Source organism: Dolichospermum heterosporum TAC447, assembly GCF_024584745.1.
Lineage (GTDB): Bacteria > Cyanobacteriota > Cyanobacteriia > Cyanobacteriales > Nostocaceae > Dolichospermum > Dolichospermum heterosporum.
Window position 1 is genome coordinate 4,684,984 of the sequence record NZ_CP099464.1, and the last position, 18,537, is coordinate 4,703,520.

At 39.5% G+C, this 18,537-nt stretch carries 19 protein-coding genes and 1 pseudogene; 6 read left to right on the forward strand and 14 right to left on the reverse strand.

Annotation, left to right across the window (positions count from 1 at the left end; genetic code table 11):
* Positions 1–45: 45 nt before the first annotated feature.
* The 4 genes from NG743_RS21255 to NG743_RS21270 all read right to left on the reverse strand — a co-directional run bounded on the left by NG743_RS21255 (position 46) and on the right by NG743_RS21270 (position 3,354).
* Entirely contained in the window at positions 46–699 is a 654-nt protein-coding gene (locus tag NG743_RS21255) for a hypothetical protein (RefSeq protein WP_257120836.1), read from the reverse strand.
* Positions 700–828: 129 nt separating this feature from the next.
* On the reverse strand, positions 829–1,158 hold the full coding sequence (locus NG743_RS21260) for an MgPME-cyclase complex family protein (RefSeq protein WP_027401931.1): 330 nt from the start codon (positions 1,156–1,158) through the stop codon (positions 829–831).
* Between the two features lie 599 nt (positions 1,159–1,757).
* Positions 1,758–2,477 (reverse strand): nuclear transport factor 2 family protein, encoded by a 720-nt coding sequence (locus tag NG743_RS21265; protein WP_027401930.1) that lies wholly within the window; start codon positions 2,475–2,477, stop codon positions 1,758–1,760.
* A gap of 154 nt (positions 2,478–2,631) precedes the next feature.
* Complete coding sequence (locus NG743_RS21270) at positions 2,632–3,354, reverse strand: pyridoxine 5'-phosphate synthase (RefSeq protein WP_027401929.1); 723 nt, start codon at positions 3,352–3,354, stop codon at positions 2,632–2,634.
* Positions 3,355–3,478: 124 nt separating this feature from the next.
* Between NG743_RS21270 and NG743_RS21275 the strand changes: the two genes are divergently transcribed.
* Positions 3,479–4,117, forward strand: a complete 639-nt coding sequence (locus NG743_RS21275) for a Uma2 family endonuclease (RefSeq protein WP_257120837.1) — start codon at positions 3,479–3,481, stop codon at positions 4,115–4,117.
* A gap of 167 nt (positions 4,118–4,284) precedes the next feature.
* Here NG743_RS21275 and NG743_RS21280 read toward each other — a convergent pair whose 3' ends face one another.
* Positions 4,285–4,503 (reverse strand): substrate-binding domain-containing protein, encoded by a 219-nt coding sequence (locus NG743_RS21280; protein ID WP_257120838.1) that lies wholly within the window; start codon positions 4,501–4,503, stop codon positions 4,285–4,287.
* Between the two features lie 462 nt (positions 4,504–4,965).
* On the opposite strand from NG743_RS21280, the gene NG743_RS21285 reads away from it, so the two are divergent.
* The 3 genes from NG743_RS21285 to NG743_RS21295 all read left to right on the forward strand — a co-directional run bounded on the left by NG743_RS21285 (position 4,966) and on the right by NG743_RS21295 (position 9,930).
* The gene (locus NG743_RS21285; protein WP_257120839.1) at positions 4,966–7,485 is read left to right on the forward strand and encodes an endonuclease MutS2; all 2,520 of its coding nucleotides are present in this window, start codon (positions 4,966–4,968) and stop codon (positions 7,483–7,485) included.
* A 230-nt stretch (positions 7,486–7,715) separates the two neighbouring features.
* Entirely contained in the window at positions 7,716–8,318 is a 603-nt protein-coding gene (locus NG743_RS21290; protein WP_027401925.1) for a DUF3038 domain-containing protein, read from the forward strand.
* Positions 8,319–8,388: 70 nt separating this feature from the next.
* Positions 8,389–9,930 (forward strand): DUF4335 domain-containing protein, encoded by a 1,542-nt coding sequence (locus NG743_RS21295; RefSeq protein WP_257120840.1) that lies wholly within the window; start codon positions 8,389–8,391, stop codon positions 9,928–9,930.
* A gap of 397 nt (positions 9,931–10,327) precedes the next feature.
* On the opposite strand, the gene NG743_RS21300 is transcribed toward NG743_RS21295, so the two are convergent.
* The 3 genes from NG743_RS21300 to rpe form a co-directional block, all read right to left on the reverse strand.
* Positions 10,328–10,606 (reverse strand): DUF433 domain-containing protein, encoded by a 279-nt coding sequence (locus tag NG743_RS21300; RefSeq protein WP_257122169.1) that lies wholly within the window; start codon positions 10,604–10,606, stop codon positions 10,328–10,330.
* An 80-nt stretch (positions 10,607–10,686) separates the two neighbouring features.
* Positions 10,687–11,052 carry a hypothetical protein gene (locus tag NG743_RS21305; RefSeq protein WP_257120841.1) on the reverse strand — a complete coding sequence of 122 codons (366 nt, stop codon included), beginning with the start codon at positions 11,050–11,052 and terminating at the stop codon, positions 10,687–10,689.
* Between the two features lie 662 nt (positions 11,053–11,714).
* Positions 11,715–12,422: a ribulose-phosphate 3-epimerase gene (gene rpe / locus NG743_RS21310; RefSeq protein WP_027401923.1), complete on the reverse strand. Its 708-nt coding sequence runs from the start codon at positions 12,420–12,422 to the stop codon at positions 11,715–11,717.
* Between the two features lie 245 nt (positions 12,423–12,667).
* On the opposite strand from rpe, the gene NG743_RS21315 reads away from it, so the two are divergent.
* Positions 12,668–14,260, forward strand: coding sequence for a S8 family serine peptidase (locus NG743_RS21315; RefSeq protein WP_257120842.1), 1,593 nt, complete (start codon positions 12,668–12,670; stop codon positions 14,258–14,260).
* A gap of 23 nt (positions 14,261–14,283) precedes the next feature.
* Here the strand turns inward: NG743_RS21315 and NG743_RS21320 are convergent, their stop codons facing one another.
* From NG743_RS21320 to NG743_RS21340, 5 genes and pseudogenes are all read right to left on the reverse strand, one after another.
* The gene (locus tag NG743_RS21320; protein ID WP_027401921.1) at positions 14,284–14,760 is read right to left on the reverse strand and encodes a Uma2 family endonuclease; all 477 of its coding nucleotides are present in this window, start codon (positions 14,758–14,760) and stop codon (positions 14,284–14,286) included.
* 134 nt (positions 14,761–14,894) lie between these two features.
* Positions 14,895–15,281, reverse strand: a complete 387-nt coding sequence (locus tag NG743_RS21325; protein WP_039203075.1) for a type II toxin-antitoxin system VapC family toxin — start codon at positions 15,279–15,281, stop codon at positions 14,895–14,897.
* Positions 15,278–15,559 carry a hypothetical protein gene (locus NG743_RS21330; RefSeq protein WP_193964291.1) on the reverse strand — a complete coding sequence of 94 codons (282 nt, stop codon included), beginning with the start codon at positions 15,557–15,559 and terminating at the stop codon, positions 15,278–15,280. Before NG743_RS21330 ends, NG743_RS21325 begins: the two co-directional genes overlap by 4 nt.
* A 109-nt stretch (positions 15,560–15,668) precedes the next feature.
* A complete protein-coding gene (locus tag NG743_RS21335) occupies positions 15,669–16,769 on the reverse strand; it encodes a PD-(D/E)XK nuclease family protein (RefSeq protein ID WP_039203076.1) in 1,101 nt (366 codons plus the stop codon).
* Positions 16,770–16,913: 144 nt separating this feature from the next.
* A pseudogene (locus tag NG743_RS21340) lies at positions 16,914–17,195 on the reverse strand (beta/alpha barrel domain-containing protein); the annotation flags it as partial.
* Between the two features lie 152 nt (positions 17,196–17,347).
* Between NG743_RS21340 and surE the strand changes: the two are divergent.
* Positions 17,348–18,028: a 5'/3'-nucleotidase SurE gene (gene surE, locus NG743_RS21345; protein WP_027401918.1), complete on the forward strand. Its 681-nt coding sequence runs from the start codon at positions 17,348–17,350 to the stop codon at positions 18,026–18,028.
* A gap of 85 nt (positions 18,029–18,113) precedes the next feature.
* On the opposite strand, the gene NG743_RS21350 is transcribed toward surE, so the two are convergent.
* Positions 18,114–18,407 carry a hypothetical protein gene (locus NG743_RS21350; RefSeq protein ID WP_172891230.1) on the reverse strand — a complete coding sequence of 98 codons (294 nt, stop codon included), beginning with the start codon at positions 18,405–18,407 and terminating at the stop codon, positions 18,114–18,116.
* Positions 18,408–18,537 lie beyond the last annotated feature (130 nt).

The following is an 18,537-nucleotide window of genomic DNA, read 5'->3' on the forward strand; positions in this document are numbered from 1 at the left end:
TGGTCATTAGTCATTGGTCATTAGTTAACAAACAACGGACAACCATCAACGGACAGTTGAGCGTAGTAACACTACTTTCCGACCATCTGCTAAGATAGCCACAAAGCCAGTTTCGCTGAGTCTTTGTAATGTGTTATATGCTTCTTTTTGGTTGGTAGTATAAACTGCTAATAAGTAAGGGCGTTGTCCATAGGAGACAAAACCCACATCACCTCCTACGGATTTTTGTAAGCTACTAACCATTTCTGGACGGTTGAAATAATCAACCAGAATTGCATAACCTTCCCCTAATATTTTGGGGTTGTAGCTGATTTTTGAATTTGGTACTTTTGGAGTTGTTTGTGGTAATTGCTGAGGTGTTTGCTGTATAGGAAGAGTGGCGATAATGGCAGATAAACCAACTATATTCTGAATATACCTTGCCCAGCGATTGGCATCATCAATCTTTCTAAATCCACCAATCCGCGTTACTTTTTGATTGTTATATTTACAAATAACTGTTTTTAATTCAGTCGGTAATGCACTACGCAACTGCTTTTGATTTTCAGTTGTAGGACTGACTACCAACAATAGATATTCTCCTGCATTTGGTGGTTGACAATTAGTAAGATTTTGTTGAGCAATACCAGGATTAATATTACTAATTAAAGGGACTACCGACAGTAATAACACACTTGGTAAGATTTTTAATATTTGCATAAATTGGTAATTGGTAATTGGTAATTGGTAATTGGTAATTGGTAATTGGTAATTGGTAATTGGTAATTGGTAATTGGTAATTGAGAAATATATTCCCCCTGCCCCCTGCCCCCTGCCCCCTGTTCCCTATTAAGAAACTGTACTGAGAGATGCTAAGGGATTGGGTATGCTATCAGAAGGGGCGGAAAATTCGCCAGTAATCACATACTCTAACCGCAGTTTTAGCCAGGTAATAAATTGGGCATTGGTGGAAATAATAGCTGCCGCAGGTTGAGGACATTTCTTTTTAATATCTTTCATTTCTGCTGCTTCCAAAAAAGCGGGTTGCTTAACTAACCAAAAATCAATTTCTTTTTCTTGTTCATGATAATTACGAGTCCGTTCTTTGAGAACTTCTTCTATCGGTTCTTCTTCCATAAGAAAGTGTTGACTGGCCAAAACGTAATAGTATGTTTTCATTTTCCTTGCTTGCTGACTAATCTATAATTGTATGGTGCGGCGTGAGATTCCCGACTTCTAGTATTGATTCATAGAACTTTCGTAAGTGTTATACTCAAAACAGCTAGAAGCTGGACTTTTTTATCATACAAAGAACAAGGTTCAAAGCCTCTCCAGTATTAAATATTATTCCTTTTCCCTCTCCTCTTAGGAGAGGGCTAGGGAGAGGTGCAAAGGAGAGGTTTACCAGAGGGGTTTCATATTTGGTTAAACTATGAACCGCTTGCAGTATACACTAAAAATCTGTTGTAGAGTGCGTCAGACTGCATAAATCATGCAAATAAACAGATTGTTGATATCTGACGCACCCTACTAATGTGCCAGTTGCCTAAATCCTGATTTATTGAAATCATCAAAGAAGAAGTTGGGGATCTAATTAGGGTAAGTAGTGAGACAGAATTAATTACACAATGTTATTGCGTAAGCGCAGCGTGGCGTTAGCCATAGGGAACGAAGTGAAATGAAGCAATTCCAAGGGTTGTGATTGCTTCCCTTCCCTCGCAATGACTGTAAATATTTTTGTCCAATTACTTACAGTGTTGAATCTGTACCCTGAGCAATTAACTTTTCTTCAATCCCTGAAACCAAGAACCAAAAGGACAACCACTGCCCTTATTTTCACTATTTTCTAGTTTGCCACCTGCTGTCAGGCTTTCTAAGAATAGGGCATTATCAAAATAGTGTTCTAAGGAAACAATTTTTAAATCTTCGGTGACATGAGCAACACTCATACCGATAATTTCAACTGTTTTGCCTGTGGGTGCATAATCTTTATATTTACCCTGAAAATGTCCCCAGTGTCTCCATTTAAATGTAACATTTGGGGGACCTGAATAAACTGCCAATACTTCCCAGGGAAATCCTTGGGGAAAGGTACTATGAAAGATATCATGGGAAGATTCAAAACTTTCCTCTGAAGCTTTGTAATGTTCAGAATCAGCCATAAATAAATTATAAGTACCTGATTTACCTAACTCGGCGGCGGTGTATTCTTGACCCCCATTACTTGTTACCCGGAATTTGTCATTGACGATAGATAACCACTGTGTGGGGTTAGTTTTCCATGACACTTCCATTTCAAAGGTTCTGACGAGATTTTCGACAATTGCTTCCAGTGTACCTTCTAGATGATGGTGGATACTCTCTTTTGCTAGGTTTTGCTGAGAACGGCTATAGTCAGGGGCTTTTTGATAACGCCATTGAGCATCTGTGCTGGCTGCAATTACTTTAGCTCTATCTTGTACCCATAGGGGCAGGTTGTTAGACTGTTGAGAAGTCATAGTAGGTCGAAGTTGCTAATTTGACTTGTGAGGATTTCGCAGCTAACACCCCTCTAGGACTGGGGACTGGGGACTGGGGACTGGGGACTGGGTAATAGGGGAGAGAAATATTAGACAACTGACAACTGACAACTGACAACTGACAACTGACCAATTACCAATTACCCCGCATTGCTTCTTTCATTTCCCGGACGGCTCTTTCCATACCTACTAAAGCTGCCCGACTGATGATAGTATGACCAATATTGAGTTCCTCCATGCCTGGAAGGGCGGCAATGGGGTAAACATTCCAGTAGGTGAGTCCATGACCGGCATTCACCCGCAACCCAGCTTTAATGGCTTGTTCACAGCCTTGAGCTAATAAAGTTAGTTCTTTTTGCCGAGTTGTTTCGTCTTTGGCTTCCGCATATTGCCCTGTATGTAGTTCAATAAATTTGGCTTTTACTTTGACAGATGCCTGAATTTGTGGTGGTTCGGCATCAATAAACAAACTAACGGGAATGCCGGCGTTTTGCAATTTATCAACTATCTCCCCTATTCTAGCAATTTGTCCAACAATATTTAAACCACCTTCTGTTGTTACTTCCTCCCGTTTTTCTGGTACTAGGGTAACATAATCGGGTTTGATATCTAGGGCGATCGCTAACATTTCCGGGGTTGCTGCCATTTCTAAGTTTAAATGGGTTCTCACTGTTTGTCGCAATAGCCGTACGTCTCGATCTTGAATATGTCTTCTATCTTCGCGCAAATGGGCGGTAATGCCATCAGCACCTGCTAATTCTGCTAATACTGCTGCTGCTATGGGGTCTGGTTCTACTGTCCGCCGTGCTTGACGAATGGTAGCGATATGGTCAATATTAACACCGAGTGTAGGCACGCCTGGTTTCTCCTGTTTAACGGTTCTCAGATGTTAATTTTACAGGAAATACCAATTCTAGGGGTGAATGGTCATATTATAAAGAAAGATAATTCTTAAAAAATTGGATAATCTTTGAGGCGATATGCTTTTAGAACTGCAACAAATTATTGTCAATCCAGGTCAACAAATGTTACTCAAGGATATTAGTTGGCAGCAGTTAGAAAAGATTTTGGAGGAAATGGGAGAAAGGCGTGCGGCGCGTATTTCTTATAGTGATGGTTGGTTAGAAATTATGGTTCCTTTACCTGAACACGAAAAAGATAAAGAACTTATTAGTGATTTAGTTAAACTTTTATTAGATAAATTGGAAATTGATTTTGAGCCTTTTGGTTCGACAACACTTAAAAATAAGCGAATGCAGCAAGCTGTAGAACCAGATACTAGTTTTTATATTCAAAATCAAGCTGCTGTAATTGGCAAAAATCGGATTGATTTAAATATAGATCCACCACCAGATTTAGCTATTGAAATTGATATTACTTCTCGGACTCGATTTGACAATTATGCAATTTTGGGAGTTCCTGAACTGTGGCGATATCAACAACAAGGTTTGGAGATTTTCTTGTTACAGTCAGGGAAATATATAAAATCTTCATTTAGTCCTAATTTTCCTAATATTCCCATTGTCGAATTAGTTAATGAGTATGTACGGCAGTGTTTAACTATTGGGAGAAGTCAGGCTATGCGGAATTTTAGAAGTTGGGTTAAGGATAATTTGTAATTGCTATTCGGTAAAGTTGTAAAATTAAGGAATCGGCACAAACTCGTATTTGTCAATTCCAGGTTTTTGTTGAACTTTGACTAAGAAGATGTTATTGTTTATGCGATCGCCTGATTGTAAAAAATAAATTTTTCCTGTTGCATCATTAATTAAAAAATTGTAATTGCTTAATTGTCAAAACCTCCGGTTTCTTGAAGCTGTCTTATCATGTTTTTACCTTGTTCTGTCTGAAGTAGATTTGCATACGCTTCACCAGCTTGCTGTTCTTTTTGACCATTTTCCTTAACCACTACATAAAAATCAACAGAGAGTGGATATTCACCACTATAAATAGCTTTTATGTTAACCCGATTACGCTTGCCAGATATACATTCAGCAGGTGACACGAAGTTTTTTTGTTGGTATGGATAGAAAGTTTTACCCTTATTAATAATAGGTAAAGTCTTAACTCCACACTGTGGCACTATATCTGAGATTAGCGAAGCGTGGCGTTAGCCATATGGAACGAAGTGAAATGAAGCAATTCCAAGGGTTGTGATTGCTTCCCTTCGCTCGCAATGACTGTAAATATTTTTGTCCAATTACTTAAGAAAGCTCTAAGTTACTCATGCTGAATGTGGATTTGACGGAAAAAACTTCTGTTCTTCCCTCCCCTGCCCCCCTACTTCCCCTACTTCCCCTACCTCCCCTACCTCCCCTACCCCCTACCTCCCCACCTCCCCCACCTCCCCTACCTCTCTTCTCCCCCTGCTTCCCCCACGAATGGACACCGAAAAATTTTATCCTGGAAAATGTAGTCTTCTAGGGGCTAAAATTGTTACGATAATTTCAGATTTGTTGTTGAAACCTTGATCCAATCTGAAACCTTAGAATTACTAGAGTGGCCCCGTCTGTGCCAGCACCTTTCCACCTTTGCGGCAACTAAGTTAGGGGCGATAGTTGCGCGTAACCTGCCGATTCCTGAAACTCAGGTAGAAAGTGAACAGTTATTAGCGCAAACCAAAGAAGTTTACGAACTGGAAAGTCGTTTACATCCAGGGTTGTCCTTTGAGGGAATACAGGATATTGGTGATTCCCTGGAACGGGCAATACTCCAAAGTATTTTACCTGGTGAGGAACTGTTGGCGATCGCTACTACCTTGGCAGGAACAAGAAATTTACGTCGTGTTATTGATAATCAAGAAAATGTCCCGGTTTTATCCGATTTAGTTTCCCAATTGCGGACTTACCCCGAATTAGAACAGGAAATCCACCGTTGTATTGACGAACGGGGGCAAGTAACTGATCGTGCTAGTCAGAAAATGGGGGAAATTCGCATAGAATTGCGGAAAATTCGTGGACAAATCACCCAAAAACTCCAAAATATTATTCAAGCTAAATCGGGTGCTATTCAAGAACAGTTAATTACTCAAAGAAGCGATCGCTTTGTTATCCCCGTTAAAGCCCCCCAAAAGGACGCAATTCCCGGCATTGTTCACGACACCTCTACCAGTGGTGCAACCCTGTATATAGAGCCTAATAGTGTCGTACCATTGGGTAATCAACTGCGGCAAGTCATCAGAAAAGAACAAACTGAAGCAGAAGTAATTCGCCGGACTTTAACAGAGAAGGTGGCCGCAGTTACCCCAGACTTAGAAAGATTATTAGCTATTGTCACCACCTTAGACTTAGCAGTTGCCAAATCCCGTTACAGTCTGTGGATAGGTTCTAATCCCCCACGTTTTGTGAATCGAGAAGACAATGAAATTATCACCTTGCGAAATCTGCGCCACCCCTTGCTAGTCTGGCAACAGCAGCATGAACAAGGAAATCCAGTCGTACCTGTAGATTTGTTAATTAGTCCCCAAATTCGGGTAGTTACAATTACCGGACCCAATACAGGTGGAAAAACTGTCACCTTAAAAACCTTGGGATTAGCCGCTATCATGGCAAAAGTAGGTTTATTTGTTCCCGCCCGTGAACCCGTAGAAATGCCTTGGTTTTCGCAAGTTTTAGCTGATATTGGGGATGAACAATCTTTACAACAGAGTTTATCCACATTTTCAGGGCATATTCGCCGCATTAGTCGAATATTAGAAGCAATTGATGAGAAAGGAGTCAGGAGTCAGGAGTCAGGAGTCAGGAGAAAGGAAGAAGAAGGAGGTAGGGGCGGGGAAACCCCGCCCAGGAGTCAGGAGAAAGAAGAGGAAGAAGAAGGAATAAAACTACCAATCCTCAGTTCCCAGTCCCCAGTCCCCAATCCCCAGTCCCTAGTTCTACTTGATGAAGTTGGTGCAGGTACAGATCCCGTTGAAGGAAGTGCATTAGCGATCGCTTTACTGAAATATCTCGCCAATCATACTCAGCTAACAATGGCTAGTACCCACTTTGGCGAACTCAAGGCATTAAAATACGAAGATCCTCGGTTTGAAAATGCTTCCGTAGAATTTAACGAAACCACACTTTCACCCACTTACCGTCTATTGTGGGGGATTCCTGGACGTTCTAACGCCCTGAGTATTGCCTTGCGTTTAGGCTTAAAACCAGAGGTAGTAGCAGCAGCGAAAACTCAAGTGGGAGAAGCCACAGACGAGGTAAACCAAGTCATTGCCGGTTTAGAAGCCCAACGTCGCAATCAGGAAACAAAAGCCGCCGAAGCCCAAAAATTATTACGTCAAGCCGAAAGATTATATAAAGAAGTTTCTGACAAAGCCGCGTCCTTAGAAGCCAGAGAAAAAGATTTGCGGGCTTCCCAAGAAATCGCCGTTCAACAAGCAATTACCCAAGCCAAAGGCGAAATTGCCCAAGTAATCCGCCGCTTGCAAAAAGGCACACCTAACGCCCAAGATGCCCAACAAGCCACCACCAACCTCAATCAAATTGCCCAAAAATACGAACCTGCACTACCACCTAAACCTAAACCTGGGTTTATGCCGAAAGTGGGCGATCGCGTGCGAATTCCCAAATTAGGGCAAACCGCCGAAGTTTTAACAATTCCCGATGCTGACGGCAACTTTAATGTCCGTTTTGGCATCATGAAAATGACAGTCCAACTCCAAGATATAGAATCCTTAGATGGACAAAAACCCGAACCCATAGTTAAACCAAAACCAGCCCCAACGATAGTTACACCACCACCTGCACCAGCTATTCGTACTTCCAAAAATACTGTGGATTTGCGCGGAAAACGAGTATCTGATGCCGAATATATCTTAGACAAAGCTATTTCTGAAGCCGCTGGACCCCTATGGATTATTCATGGACACGGTACTGGTAAACTTAAGCAAGGAGTTCACGCTTTTTTACAACAACACTCCAGAGTTACTCACTACGAACCAGCAGAACAAGCCGATGGTGGTACTGGTGTCACCGTTGCCCATATCATATAGCAGGGGAGGTAGGGGAGGTAGGGGAGGTAGGGGAGGTAGGGGAGGTAGGGGAGGTAGGGGAGGTAGGGGAGGTAGGGGAGGTAGGGGAGGCAGGGGAGGCAGGGAGAAGATAACAACTGACCAATGACCAATGACAAATGACAAATGACAAATGACAAATGACAAATGACAAATGACAAATCTCGTTTCCAAATAGGTAACAGTCACAGCTTCTTTAAGCCTGATCATTTATGCTAAAAGTTATGCACTCAACCGCCAATCCGACTATACCAAAATCACATTGGGAGGATTTAAACCAAATCCCAGTCCCAAACACAACTCAATGGGAAAATATTAAAACTCAGTTAGATTTAGTGCTATTAGCCCTAGAAACCTTAACTGGTATTGGTTCAGAAGCCATGCTGTCAGCCGCAGTTAGTCTGAACTTAGAATCCAAAGTACCAGATCGGGTGGCATTGTGGCGATTGCGGCAATCCAATCCCCTCCGCAAAAGTCAAGGGGGACGGAAAAAGTTAGATGTGGAAGAAGCGCGATCGCTAGTTCTCATTATCTGCTATCTCGCCAAACAACACCAAGAATTAATTCGTCGGGCTGTAGGTTTATTAGAACAATTGACAGCAAATAAGCAAAAACCTCACCAAGCCGCCCTATTAGGAGACTATATAGACGCTTTTTGTAATACCTACCAAGACCGGATGGAAGAGGAAGAAGCAACTTCAACAGATTTGCTTACCAACCTCGCCCTCAAACTGTTAATAAATTTACTCTTTTATAGTGCATCTGGTGGACATCGGCGGTTGTGGTTAGCACTCATAGACCTTTCCACAAAATAATTTGGGATTTTTGATTTTCATTCCCCATCTAAAATCCAAAATAACTATTTTTTTCTTTGTAATTGTTGTTATGTCTCCATCCAATTCTGTAATTCGTCGCTACACCCCCCCGACTTGTACATTAGAAATATCAGCGCAAAATTCCCCTTTGTCAAGGTGGACAGACAAAACGGTGATTAGTGATCTCAGTTTTAGCTTGCGATTTGATGACCCGCGACTACCAGAAGCAAGTACAATAATCGTTGAGGGCGATCGCCAGCAACTAGAAATTTTATGTGATACCGTTACCACCTACGTTCAACAGATTCTGCAACAATCTGCGGAAGATTTTAGTATTACCTTATTAGGCAGTGATCATCCCCACGCAACATCAGAACCAGAATTAACAGACATTCTCCCATCTCTCCTTCCTACCCAAAATATCCCATCCTTTAAAACCCAAACTTCCCAAACAAAAGCATATTTAGAACCCAGTCATAATTTAACTCATCAACTCTTTTTTGGTGATCTTGCTAACGAAACATCTGGACAAGTAATTGAACTGAGTTTACTACAACTATTTGATTTAGCAACAGCTTTAGACGAATACTCATCTGATATGGTCGTCTTACCAACTACCAGCCATCAAATTATTAAACCGAGTCTACCTCAGTGGGCCCCTATCGCCGCAGTCTTAGTATTAGCAGCCGGTTTAACACCATTTACCTGGCAATATGCCAATAACATTCAGAAAAATCGCCAGAAAGTCGCCAAAAACGCCCTCCAGTCTCCCGAACCAGTTGCTATAGAACCTACTCGACAAGATCCTATACCAACACCGTCCCTGCCGTTAATCACCCCTCAACCCCAACTAACACCACCACTTCCTAACCTGAGTACCCCCGCACCACCCCTTTCCTTTCCTAATGCAACCATCCCAGCCGCACCATCACAAACATCTCAACCGCCATTAACCATACCATCCGATACTTCCTCCTATCCCTTACCAGCCATCATCCCCAATTCCAACATCACAAAAGTAACAAAAGCCATCCCAAATGCTTCAACTATTCTCAATAAAAAAGGAATAAATCCCCCCAAATCCAAGAATGTACCATCTGAGATTACCCAACCATCCCAGTCTATTGCCACCATCCCCAACAACAATTTGAGTAATATTCCGAACCTAATTCCCACCCCTGCTGCTGCGGAATTATTGCCAAGTGTTGCCGGAAATACTATCCCAGAACAGGCATCTCCAATAGAAAATCAAGATAGTTTAGCAAGCAGATTAAGAACCGCAACCAAACCCACCTCAGATACCCCATCTACTGATAATAAAACGTTATTTGATACACCTCAAATAGCAGAAGCGAGAGAATACCTCAACAAGCGTTGGCAACCACCAACCGGACTTTCTCAAACTCTAGAATATAGTTTAACATTGAGTATTGACGGCAAAATCGAGAGAATTTTACCATTAAATCAAGTCGCCAGAGAATACATTGATAGTAGTGGTATTCCCGAAATTGGCAAACCCTTTGTTTCTAGTAATAAAGCTGGGCAAAACTTGAGAATCCGAGTTATCCTCAGTCCTGATAGCAAGGTGCAAACATTTCCAGAAACACCATAATCATCGAAAATTTGATTTTGCCACTCTACAGTAGGGTGTGTTAGCGACAGCGTAACGCACCATTATTAATAATTTATACTGCAAACGGTTCATAGTTTAACCAAATATGAAACCCCTCTGGTAAACCTCTCCCCGCACCTCTCCCTAACCCTCTCCTAAGAGGAGAGGGAAAAGGAATAATATTTAATACTGGAGAGGCTTTGAACTTATTCTTTGTATCCCACCTCCCGCACCCTCAACTGTCACACAACGAAAATTGGTCGTTTGGGGATTTGGGATTGGCGAACTGCTTGCAGCAGCGCTTCGCTATCGCTATCTGAAATTTCCCAAATTTTGTATAAAAACTGTCCTCCAAGGTATTCAAAAATCCGATAGCGGAGCGTGGCGTTAGCCATAATTACCGATTGTGACACCAGGGGGTGCGGAAGGTGGGATAAATAATACCGAAAGTTTCGCCCTCTTCAATGTGTTGTCTAATTTCTTCTCGATGATCATGATAATAGGCTAAAGCCGCATAAACATCTGATAAAGTAATACTAGGATGTTGATAAATAATTTCATCAGGCGACATTCCCATCCTTTCATGCCAAATTACAATATCTTGAACTTTGATGCGATGTCCAGCCGTGGGTTTTCCTCCACATATTCCGGGGGTGATAATTAAGCGTGTGTCAATATATCCCCGTCAGAGACTCACGCAAATAGTAAGTCTCATAAGGAAGAATATGAAGCGAAATCAAGCTTCAAAAATATGCTTTAGACAGCTAACCGCAACTGCTGAGGTTGTTGTTGCAAAATTAAGTTAATGACTTCTGGACTCCATTTGAGAACTCGACTACTGAAGTCTGCAAACTGCTTACCTTTAATGGTGGGTTCCCATTGCCAATAATGCTTTTGCTGGTAATTCGTATCTTCCAGCATTTCATTAACACGGCGAGAAGTCCAGTTTTCTCCAGTCCTTTGACTAAGATGGTAGGCTATCTCTGTAACAGTGAGAGATTTCTTGGGAAGTGCTTGGTTAATGAGTCCCAAGTCTACCTTGACTGTGATTTCTAGATGTTCCAAAACTTCAAAGTTGCTAATTGCAAAATGAAGTGGTTGAACATTAGCTTTTTGTGCCATAATAAATTTGACTCCTATTTATTGTAAGGAATTGGAGTTCCTGATTCGCCAAAATCAGAAAAAGTATATTAAAAATGACTGTCAGCGTGGCTACCAGCTAGGCTGGCATTTAATTTAATGAATGTATAGATGTTAACTAAAAAGCTCTATTACACCCACGTTCTAAGAGTAGCGCTCAACGTGGGTGTTTGTCAACGGAATTTTTTGCAAAAACCGACTATTGTGTTTATTATATGTTGACATAATCATAAGAGATTGTCAACAGATTACCCAAGATACAACTAAAACCCTTATCCCGTAATAAATACTGGCATCATTTATTAACATTTTAGGTATTTTTCATAATGTCTGGCTTTTTGCCTTTATTTTTGAACATAGTTTTGATGTTTAATTAATAGTTCGGCATACGATAGGACTCTTATTTGATTTCTGAACAGAATTTCAGATAAAACCCTTATTTAACGCGATTTTCCCTCTCAGTATACGTTCAAGATTCAAGGTTGATTGTTTTGGTTGTGCGATTTGCGGCCACTGCCTAACCTTCAATCTGACACCTGATTGCTTGATTAGTTAATCTAAAACTCTGTCAATTCGTTAAAAATAGATCCCCGACTTCTCAAAGAAGTCGGGGATCTGAGTCTTACTTAATCACAAGTATTAAATTAAACAGCAGCTAATTCTGGAGTCGGACGCTTACTGTTACGGATATTGGTAATCGCCTCAGCATAATCAGGAGCATTGAACACAGCCGAACCTGCTACGATTGCATTAGCGCCAGCTTCCAAAACTTGCCAAGTATTATTAGCTTTTAGTCCCCCGTCAACTTCAATCCAAGGATCTAAACCGCGTTCATCGCACATTTGACGCAACTTGCGGATTTTAGGAACTACGCTAGGAATAAAGCTTTGACCACCGAAACCGGGGTTAACGCTCATAATTAGCACTAAATCGCACAATTCTAGGACATATTCAATTAACTCCAAAGGTGTACCCGGATTGAGTACAACCCCAGCTTTCTTACCGAGTTCTCTGATTTGTCCGAGAGTGCGGTGCAGGTGAGGAGATGCGTTGTGTTCTGCGTGGATAGAAATAATATCAGCACCAGCTTTAGCAAAACCTTCTACATACTTTTCTGGTTCCACAATCATCAAGTGGACATCCAGTGGTTTGGTTGTAACTGGACGAATCGCCTCCACAATCAGAGGACCTATTGTAATATTAGGGACAAAACGTCCATCCATTACATCAACGTGAATCCAATCTGCTCCTGCTTTGTCTACGGCGCGAATATCGTCACCCAGACGGCTAAAATCTGCTGATAGGATGGATGGAGAGATAACTATAGGCTTTTGAGATGAATTTTGGGTCATGGCTAGTGGGTTTTAAGCGTCTTCGTCTGTAGGCATTGTAACAAAATATGGAGAAATTATTAAAAATTAATTCAAAAATGAAAATTTTAAATAAAATTTCTCTCTCTTTTCTCCTTTCCCTCTGGAACAATATGGATTAAATGAACCACGTTCGCGCAGCGTCCCGGAGGGATATAGGGACGAAGGACACGAAGAAAGGAAGGAAGAAGATAAATCTTGATTTGGGAAGGGAGTAACAAGCGGTTATGAATAAAAATTGGCTAATTTTTTGGAGTTTAGGTTTTTCCTGCTTGACTGTACCCGTCTTTGCTGGTGTCAAGTTTGCTAATTTTTTAGGTGCTAACGGTATTGATGCGCTGAAACTACATCAAGCCCCTTATAATTTGACTGGGCGGAAAATTGCTATTGGCCAAGTAGAAATTGGTCGTCCGGGGATGTTTGGCTGGGATAAAGCCGTATCTAAAAATCGGGCTGTATCTCCATTTGCAGTGTTTTCACGCAATGTCCCGGCTAAGTCGAATGTTGGTGTTGATCCTCATGCTTATAATGTTTCTGGTGTGATGGTGAGTCAAGATAAGGCTTTTCCTGGTGTATCACCAAATGCGCGACTGTATTCTTCTGCTGTCGGATCTACAAAAAAAATCGGTCAACCAGAGGAGTGTCTGTCAGCACAACATATTGCTTTACAAAATGGTCGTGATGTGCGGGCGATTAATTTTAGTTTTGGTGAACCTCTGGAACGTGATCCTCGACCAGAAGCTATGTTAGATGGTAATGCTTTACTAACATTATGTATTGACTGGTCTAGCCGTGTTCATGATGTTGTCTATTCCATTGCTGGTAATCAAGGCAAAGGCGGGATTCCCATTCCTACAGATAATTTTAACGCAATTAATGTGGCTTTTTCTTCAGAACGCGAGGGAATTTTTAATAAAGTTCACGTTTCTAATTTGGCGAGTATTAATCAAGGTATAGAAAATCGTTTAGCAGGGAAGGAATTTAATATTGGGGGGAGAAGTGCAATTAGTTTGGTTGCTCCTGGGACGAATATTCCTTTACTTAATCCTGATGGTAAGTTAAATAAATCTACAGGTACGAGTTTTGCTGCACCGCAAGTTACGGCTACTGTGGCTTTATTACAGGAATTTGTGGATAGACAGTTACGAATTAAACAAGCAAATTGGACTATTGATGCTCGTCGTCATCAGGTCATGAAAGCAATATTACTTAATTCTGCGGACAAGATTCAAGATAGTGGTGATGGTTTACGGTTGGGAATGACGAGGACTTTAATTGATAAACAAAATCAAGATTGGTTAGTTTCTAATGCGTATAAAAATTCCAAAATTCCCCTGGATGCTCAAATGGGAGCAGGTCATTTAAATGCTTTTCGAGCTTATCAACAGTTGAATGGTGGTGAATGGAAACCTAATACACCAGTTCCGCCTATTGGTTGGGATTATGGTACTGTTAATGCTAATTCTTTTAAGGAATATGCTTTGGAAAAGGGTTTGAAACAAAATAGTTTTGTGGCTATTAGTTTAAGTTGGGATCGTTTGGTGGAGTTGAATGATAAAGATAATAATCAGGAATATGATATAGGGGAAACATTTATAGATAAAGGATTAAATAATCTTGATGTCTATTTAGTTAAGGAAAATGGGAAAAATAATGAAGTTGTGGTTTGTGATTCTGTGAGTGAAGTTGATAGTGTGGAACATATTTTTTGTCCAGTTCCTACTAATGGTAACTATAAGATTCGGGTGCAATTCAAGAAGCAGGTGAATGAAGCTACTCAACCTTATGCTTTAGCTTGGTGGACTGTAGGTGAAAGGTGATAGATACAACAAAGTTCAGCAGATTAGCGTTTAATTTGTTGAGGAAAGTCAGGAACTAACAAAGAGTTTTCTAATTCACCTTGTTGATTATAGAACCTGATTTCACCTTGTTCATTACATAACCATACTTCAATTGCTTGAGCTTCTAAATATAATTGTTTCTTAAATTCCATTTCATCAATAGTATTGCCCGTAGATTTAACTTCTATACAAATTTCTGGTGCTATGGAAGCTGATATTTCATCTTGAATTTGATCAAATCTTGTATCTGAACACCAAACGACATCAGCAACTTTAACGCCGTCTGATGTATTGATTGCACATTCTGGCATGACTTCGCCAGTTTTTAATAAAGATTCTAATAGTCGTTGGATTCTTCCTTGATAAAAAGAGTGTTTAATTTTTACAGGACTCATGACAATTTGTCCCCATTTATTTAATTCAATTTTGAAAGGTAAATCTTGTAATTGTTTATTTTCACAAACTTCTTCCCATCTCATAATCATTTACCTAGATTGATCAGACCAATATTATTTTAACGGATTTTTCAAAGGAATAAAACAAAGAGAAATAATAAGTTAGCTATTCCTACAGAGCGATTAGTGATCGCTACTTATACTAAAAGAGTTAGCGATTACCAAATTACAGGACAGTCATAGTTTTGGAAAACTGAGTCTCGACTAATTAATGTTGCATTTTCAACTTTAGATTGAGCTAGTAGAAGTCTATCAAATGGATCTTTGTGGTGTAGAGGTAAGTTTTTTAGTTCCAGAATATGGAGAAATGTTATAGATAATAAAGTAATATTATTTTGTTCCTGCTGAGTTTTTAGCATAAGTTCTAAATCATCTCTAAGAGTTAATTTCCCTAACTGAATTTTGATTTGCATTTCCCATAGGCTGACTATGCTCAGAAGTAACTCATGATTGGGATTTTGAAGTAATGTTAGCGTGTCTCTAGGTATACGGTCTGGTTCGCTATGCCACCACATAAAAGTGTGGGTATCGAATAGTAATTTCATGTTTCACCAAGCCAAAACTCATCAGGTAGTGGATCATCAAAGTCATCAGTGAATATACAAGAACCTAAACCGAGTCCTGGCTGTCGTAATCCTTTATTTGGCATAGACTGAGGTTCTTTATTAATCTTTACTTCTACCCATTGCAATAACTGTGTAGCCAGTTGAATTTGCTCCTTTTCATCAAGACTTTTGAGAAGATGTTCAGCAAGCATTGCTCTGTATAGAGGAGGTAAGGTTAATACTGCTCCAAAAATTTCATCGTAAGTAACGTTAGCCATACAAAAAACTCCTTACAGAGTGTGGTAATGGCATTTTAGCATAAATGCGCTTAACTCAAATTACTGATCATTAAGATTCATATTCTTCTTTAGCTTCTTGTGTTGTTTTTTATTTAGTTAAATTGTTCCAATAAAAATATTCATCATGAATTTTTTTCAGTTCGTCAATGGATTCTAAAAAATAATTTCTGATGTTTGATAAATGATCTTTTCCAGATAACAATTCTTGAATATTTATTGTATAATCAATAGTCATCCATCCATCATCATTTATACGTTTACTCCAATCACGCTCATACTCAACTTTATCCATAGATTCAAGACAAAATTTACTACGCCTTCTGTATTTAGCCGATGCGCCAATAGCTACACCTAACTTAAGATGTTCTATATTTGGATATTCTGTTGAATTTTCTTCTGGAGTAAAATCAAAGTATCCTAGAAAATATCTAAAGTGCCAGTCTGGAAACCCTTTGGTGATAGCATCATCTCCCAATGTTTTTAAATTTGGCGTGATGACATTTTCATAACCAAAATTTTCAATAAATTTATTTTTCACTTCATCACTAAAAGTAGACTCCATGAGCTTGCTAGTTTTTTTGACAAAATTACGATAAGTTATCATTGATACTAAATCAATAAGTGAAAATTCCTTATTCTTAGACATTTCTTTTTTCTCCATAAACTTTAATATCTCTATTTTTAGAGTATCAGGTTTTAAACTATCAGCTTCATGCTCATTTAAAAATTCATAGAAATCTTGCCATTTCAATGAGTAAAAACTTACTTGTGGTAATAAATTTGATGTATGAACCTTAATTTCGTCTTTCGGATCATCTTTACGAGTGATATAAATTAAAATTCGATGTCTGATATTTGGTAAACTTCTCAAAATTTCAGCATATTTTTTTAAATTATTGTTTGGATCTTTAGCACCAATTTTTGACTCAATAAATATCAAATCTGTGTCTATTCCATTTGATAGCTCAATTTGTATATCAATTATACTTTTTTCGTTTTTATATCTCTCTTGAGATAAAACTTTGATGTTAGAATAGTTATCTTCAATGATAATTGAATAAGATTTCAACCAAGCAATCAAAATATCTTGATTGTGGTGCAAAAAACAAACGACTATTTCAGTAAAATAATTTTCAAGTGGTTTATTAACTGAGGAGCTGAGGTAAAATAATTTGGTAAATAGAGACATCTATCTTAAACTATGGAAGTTTGAACAATTTTATTATTTCATTAATTAACTCAAATAGCTCATTTTTTGCAATTCTTTAAAAATAGATCCCCGACTTCTCAAAGAAGTCGGGGATCTGAGTCTTACTTAATCACAAGTATTAAATTAAACAGCAGCTAATTCTGGACTAGGACGCTTACTGTTACGGATATTGGTAATCGCCTCAGCATAATCAGGAGCATTGAACACAGCCGAACCCGCTACAATAGCATTCGCACCAGCTTCCAAAACTTGCCAAGTATTATTAGCTTTGAGTCCCCCATCAACTTCAATCCAAGGATCTAAACCGCGTTCATCACACATTTGACGTAACTTGCGGATTTTAGGAACTACGCTAGGAATGAAGCTTTGACCACCGAAACCGGGGTTAACGCTCATAATTAGCACATAAAATTCGGGTGCAATTTTAGAAGCAGGTTAATGAAGCGACTTTACTCAACTTTATGCTTTAGCTTGTAGACTATACCAGAAAAATCACCAAGAAGAATTCTAGTAATTACCAAACTAAACAGATATAATAAGTATTAAAAAAACATAGTATGACGATAATTATCACCAATGACGACGGTATTGATGCTCCGGGTATTGCAGCTTTATTGAAAGCAGTAAATGATAAATCAGTAATTATTGCTGCACCTCAATCTCATCAATCAGGCTGTGGACATCAAGTTACTACCCATCAACCGATTAATCTGCAACGGCGTTCTGATTTTGAATATGCGATCGCCGGCACTCCTGCTGATTGTATCCGAGTTGCCATTTCACATATTGCACCAAATATCAAGTATGTGATTTCTGGTATTAATGCTGGTGGAAATTTAGGCGTTGATGCGTATATTTCTGGGACTGTGGCTGCTGTCAGAGAGGCTGCTATGCACGGGATTCCCGGAATTGCTGTTTCTCAATATCGTCAAGGTAAACGTGATTATGATTGGGATACGGCTGTTAAATGGACATCTGCATTATTAAAGGATTTGATGGAACTTCCTCTAGAACCTGGATGTTTTTGGAATGTCAATTTACCGCACCTGTTACCGCAACAAGCAGATCCAGAAGTGGTATTTTGTCAACCTTGTACGAAACCTTTACCTGTTAATTACCGAATGGAAGGTGATGATTTTTACTATACAGGAGAATATGGTAAACGAGAACGGACTCCTAATAGTGATGTTGATATATGTTTTTCTGGAAAAATCGCAGTGACAAAGTTAAGGGTTTAAGGTAATTAAGGCTTCCTTCTTCCTTCTTCCTGAACTCCTGATAGCGTAGCGTGGCGTTAGCTTGACTCCTGAACTCCTTCCATCATTATTCATTTTGCAATAAGGATACAAGTCCATCCAAGGTTTGTGACAATTGAGTGATTTGTTCCATAGAATCCTTCTGCGAGTCAGCCAAACTTTGCACAGCGTCACATAAAGCAAAAATCTGATAACCTTGCTGCTGTACTTGTTTTCCTTGGGCTTCTATTTGTAGACTCAGAGCATCAACTCTGTGAGCAAGACGTTCAATTGTCTCAGTTGTCGAGAGTACAGCGTCTCCAATTTGTTCAACAATAGATTCTAAGCGACTGATTCTTGTTTCTATTCCAGTTGCAATCATTTCTGGCCTGCTCCAATCTTGAGAAAAAATCATCACAGTAATATTCCTAAATATTCATTCAATAGTTTCATAATCAGCATTATTAATAAATAAAGTAACTTGTCATCGTTCCTCTTAGTTTTGACCCTTA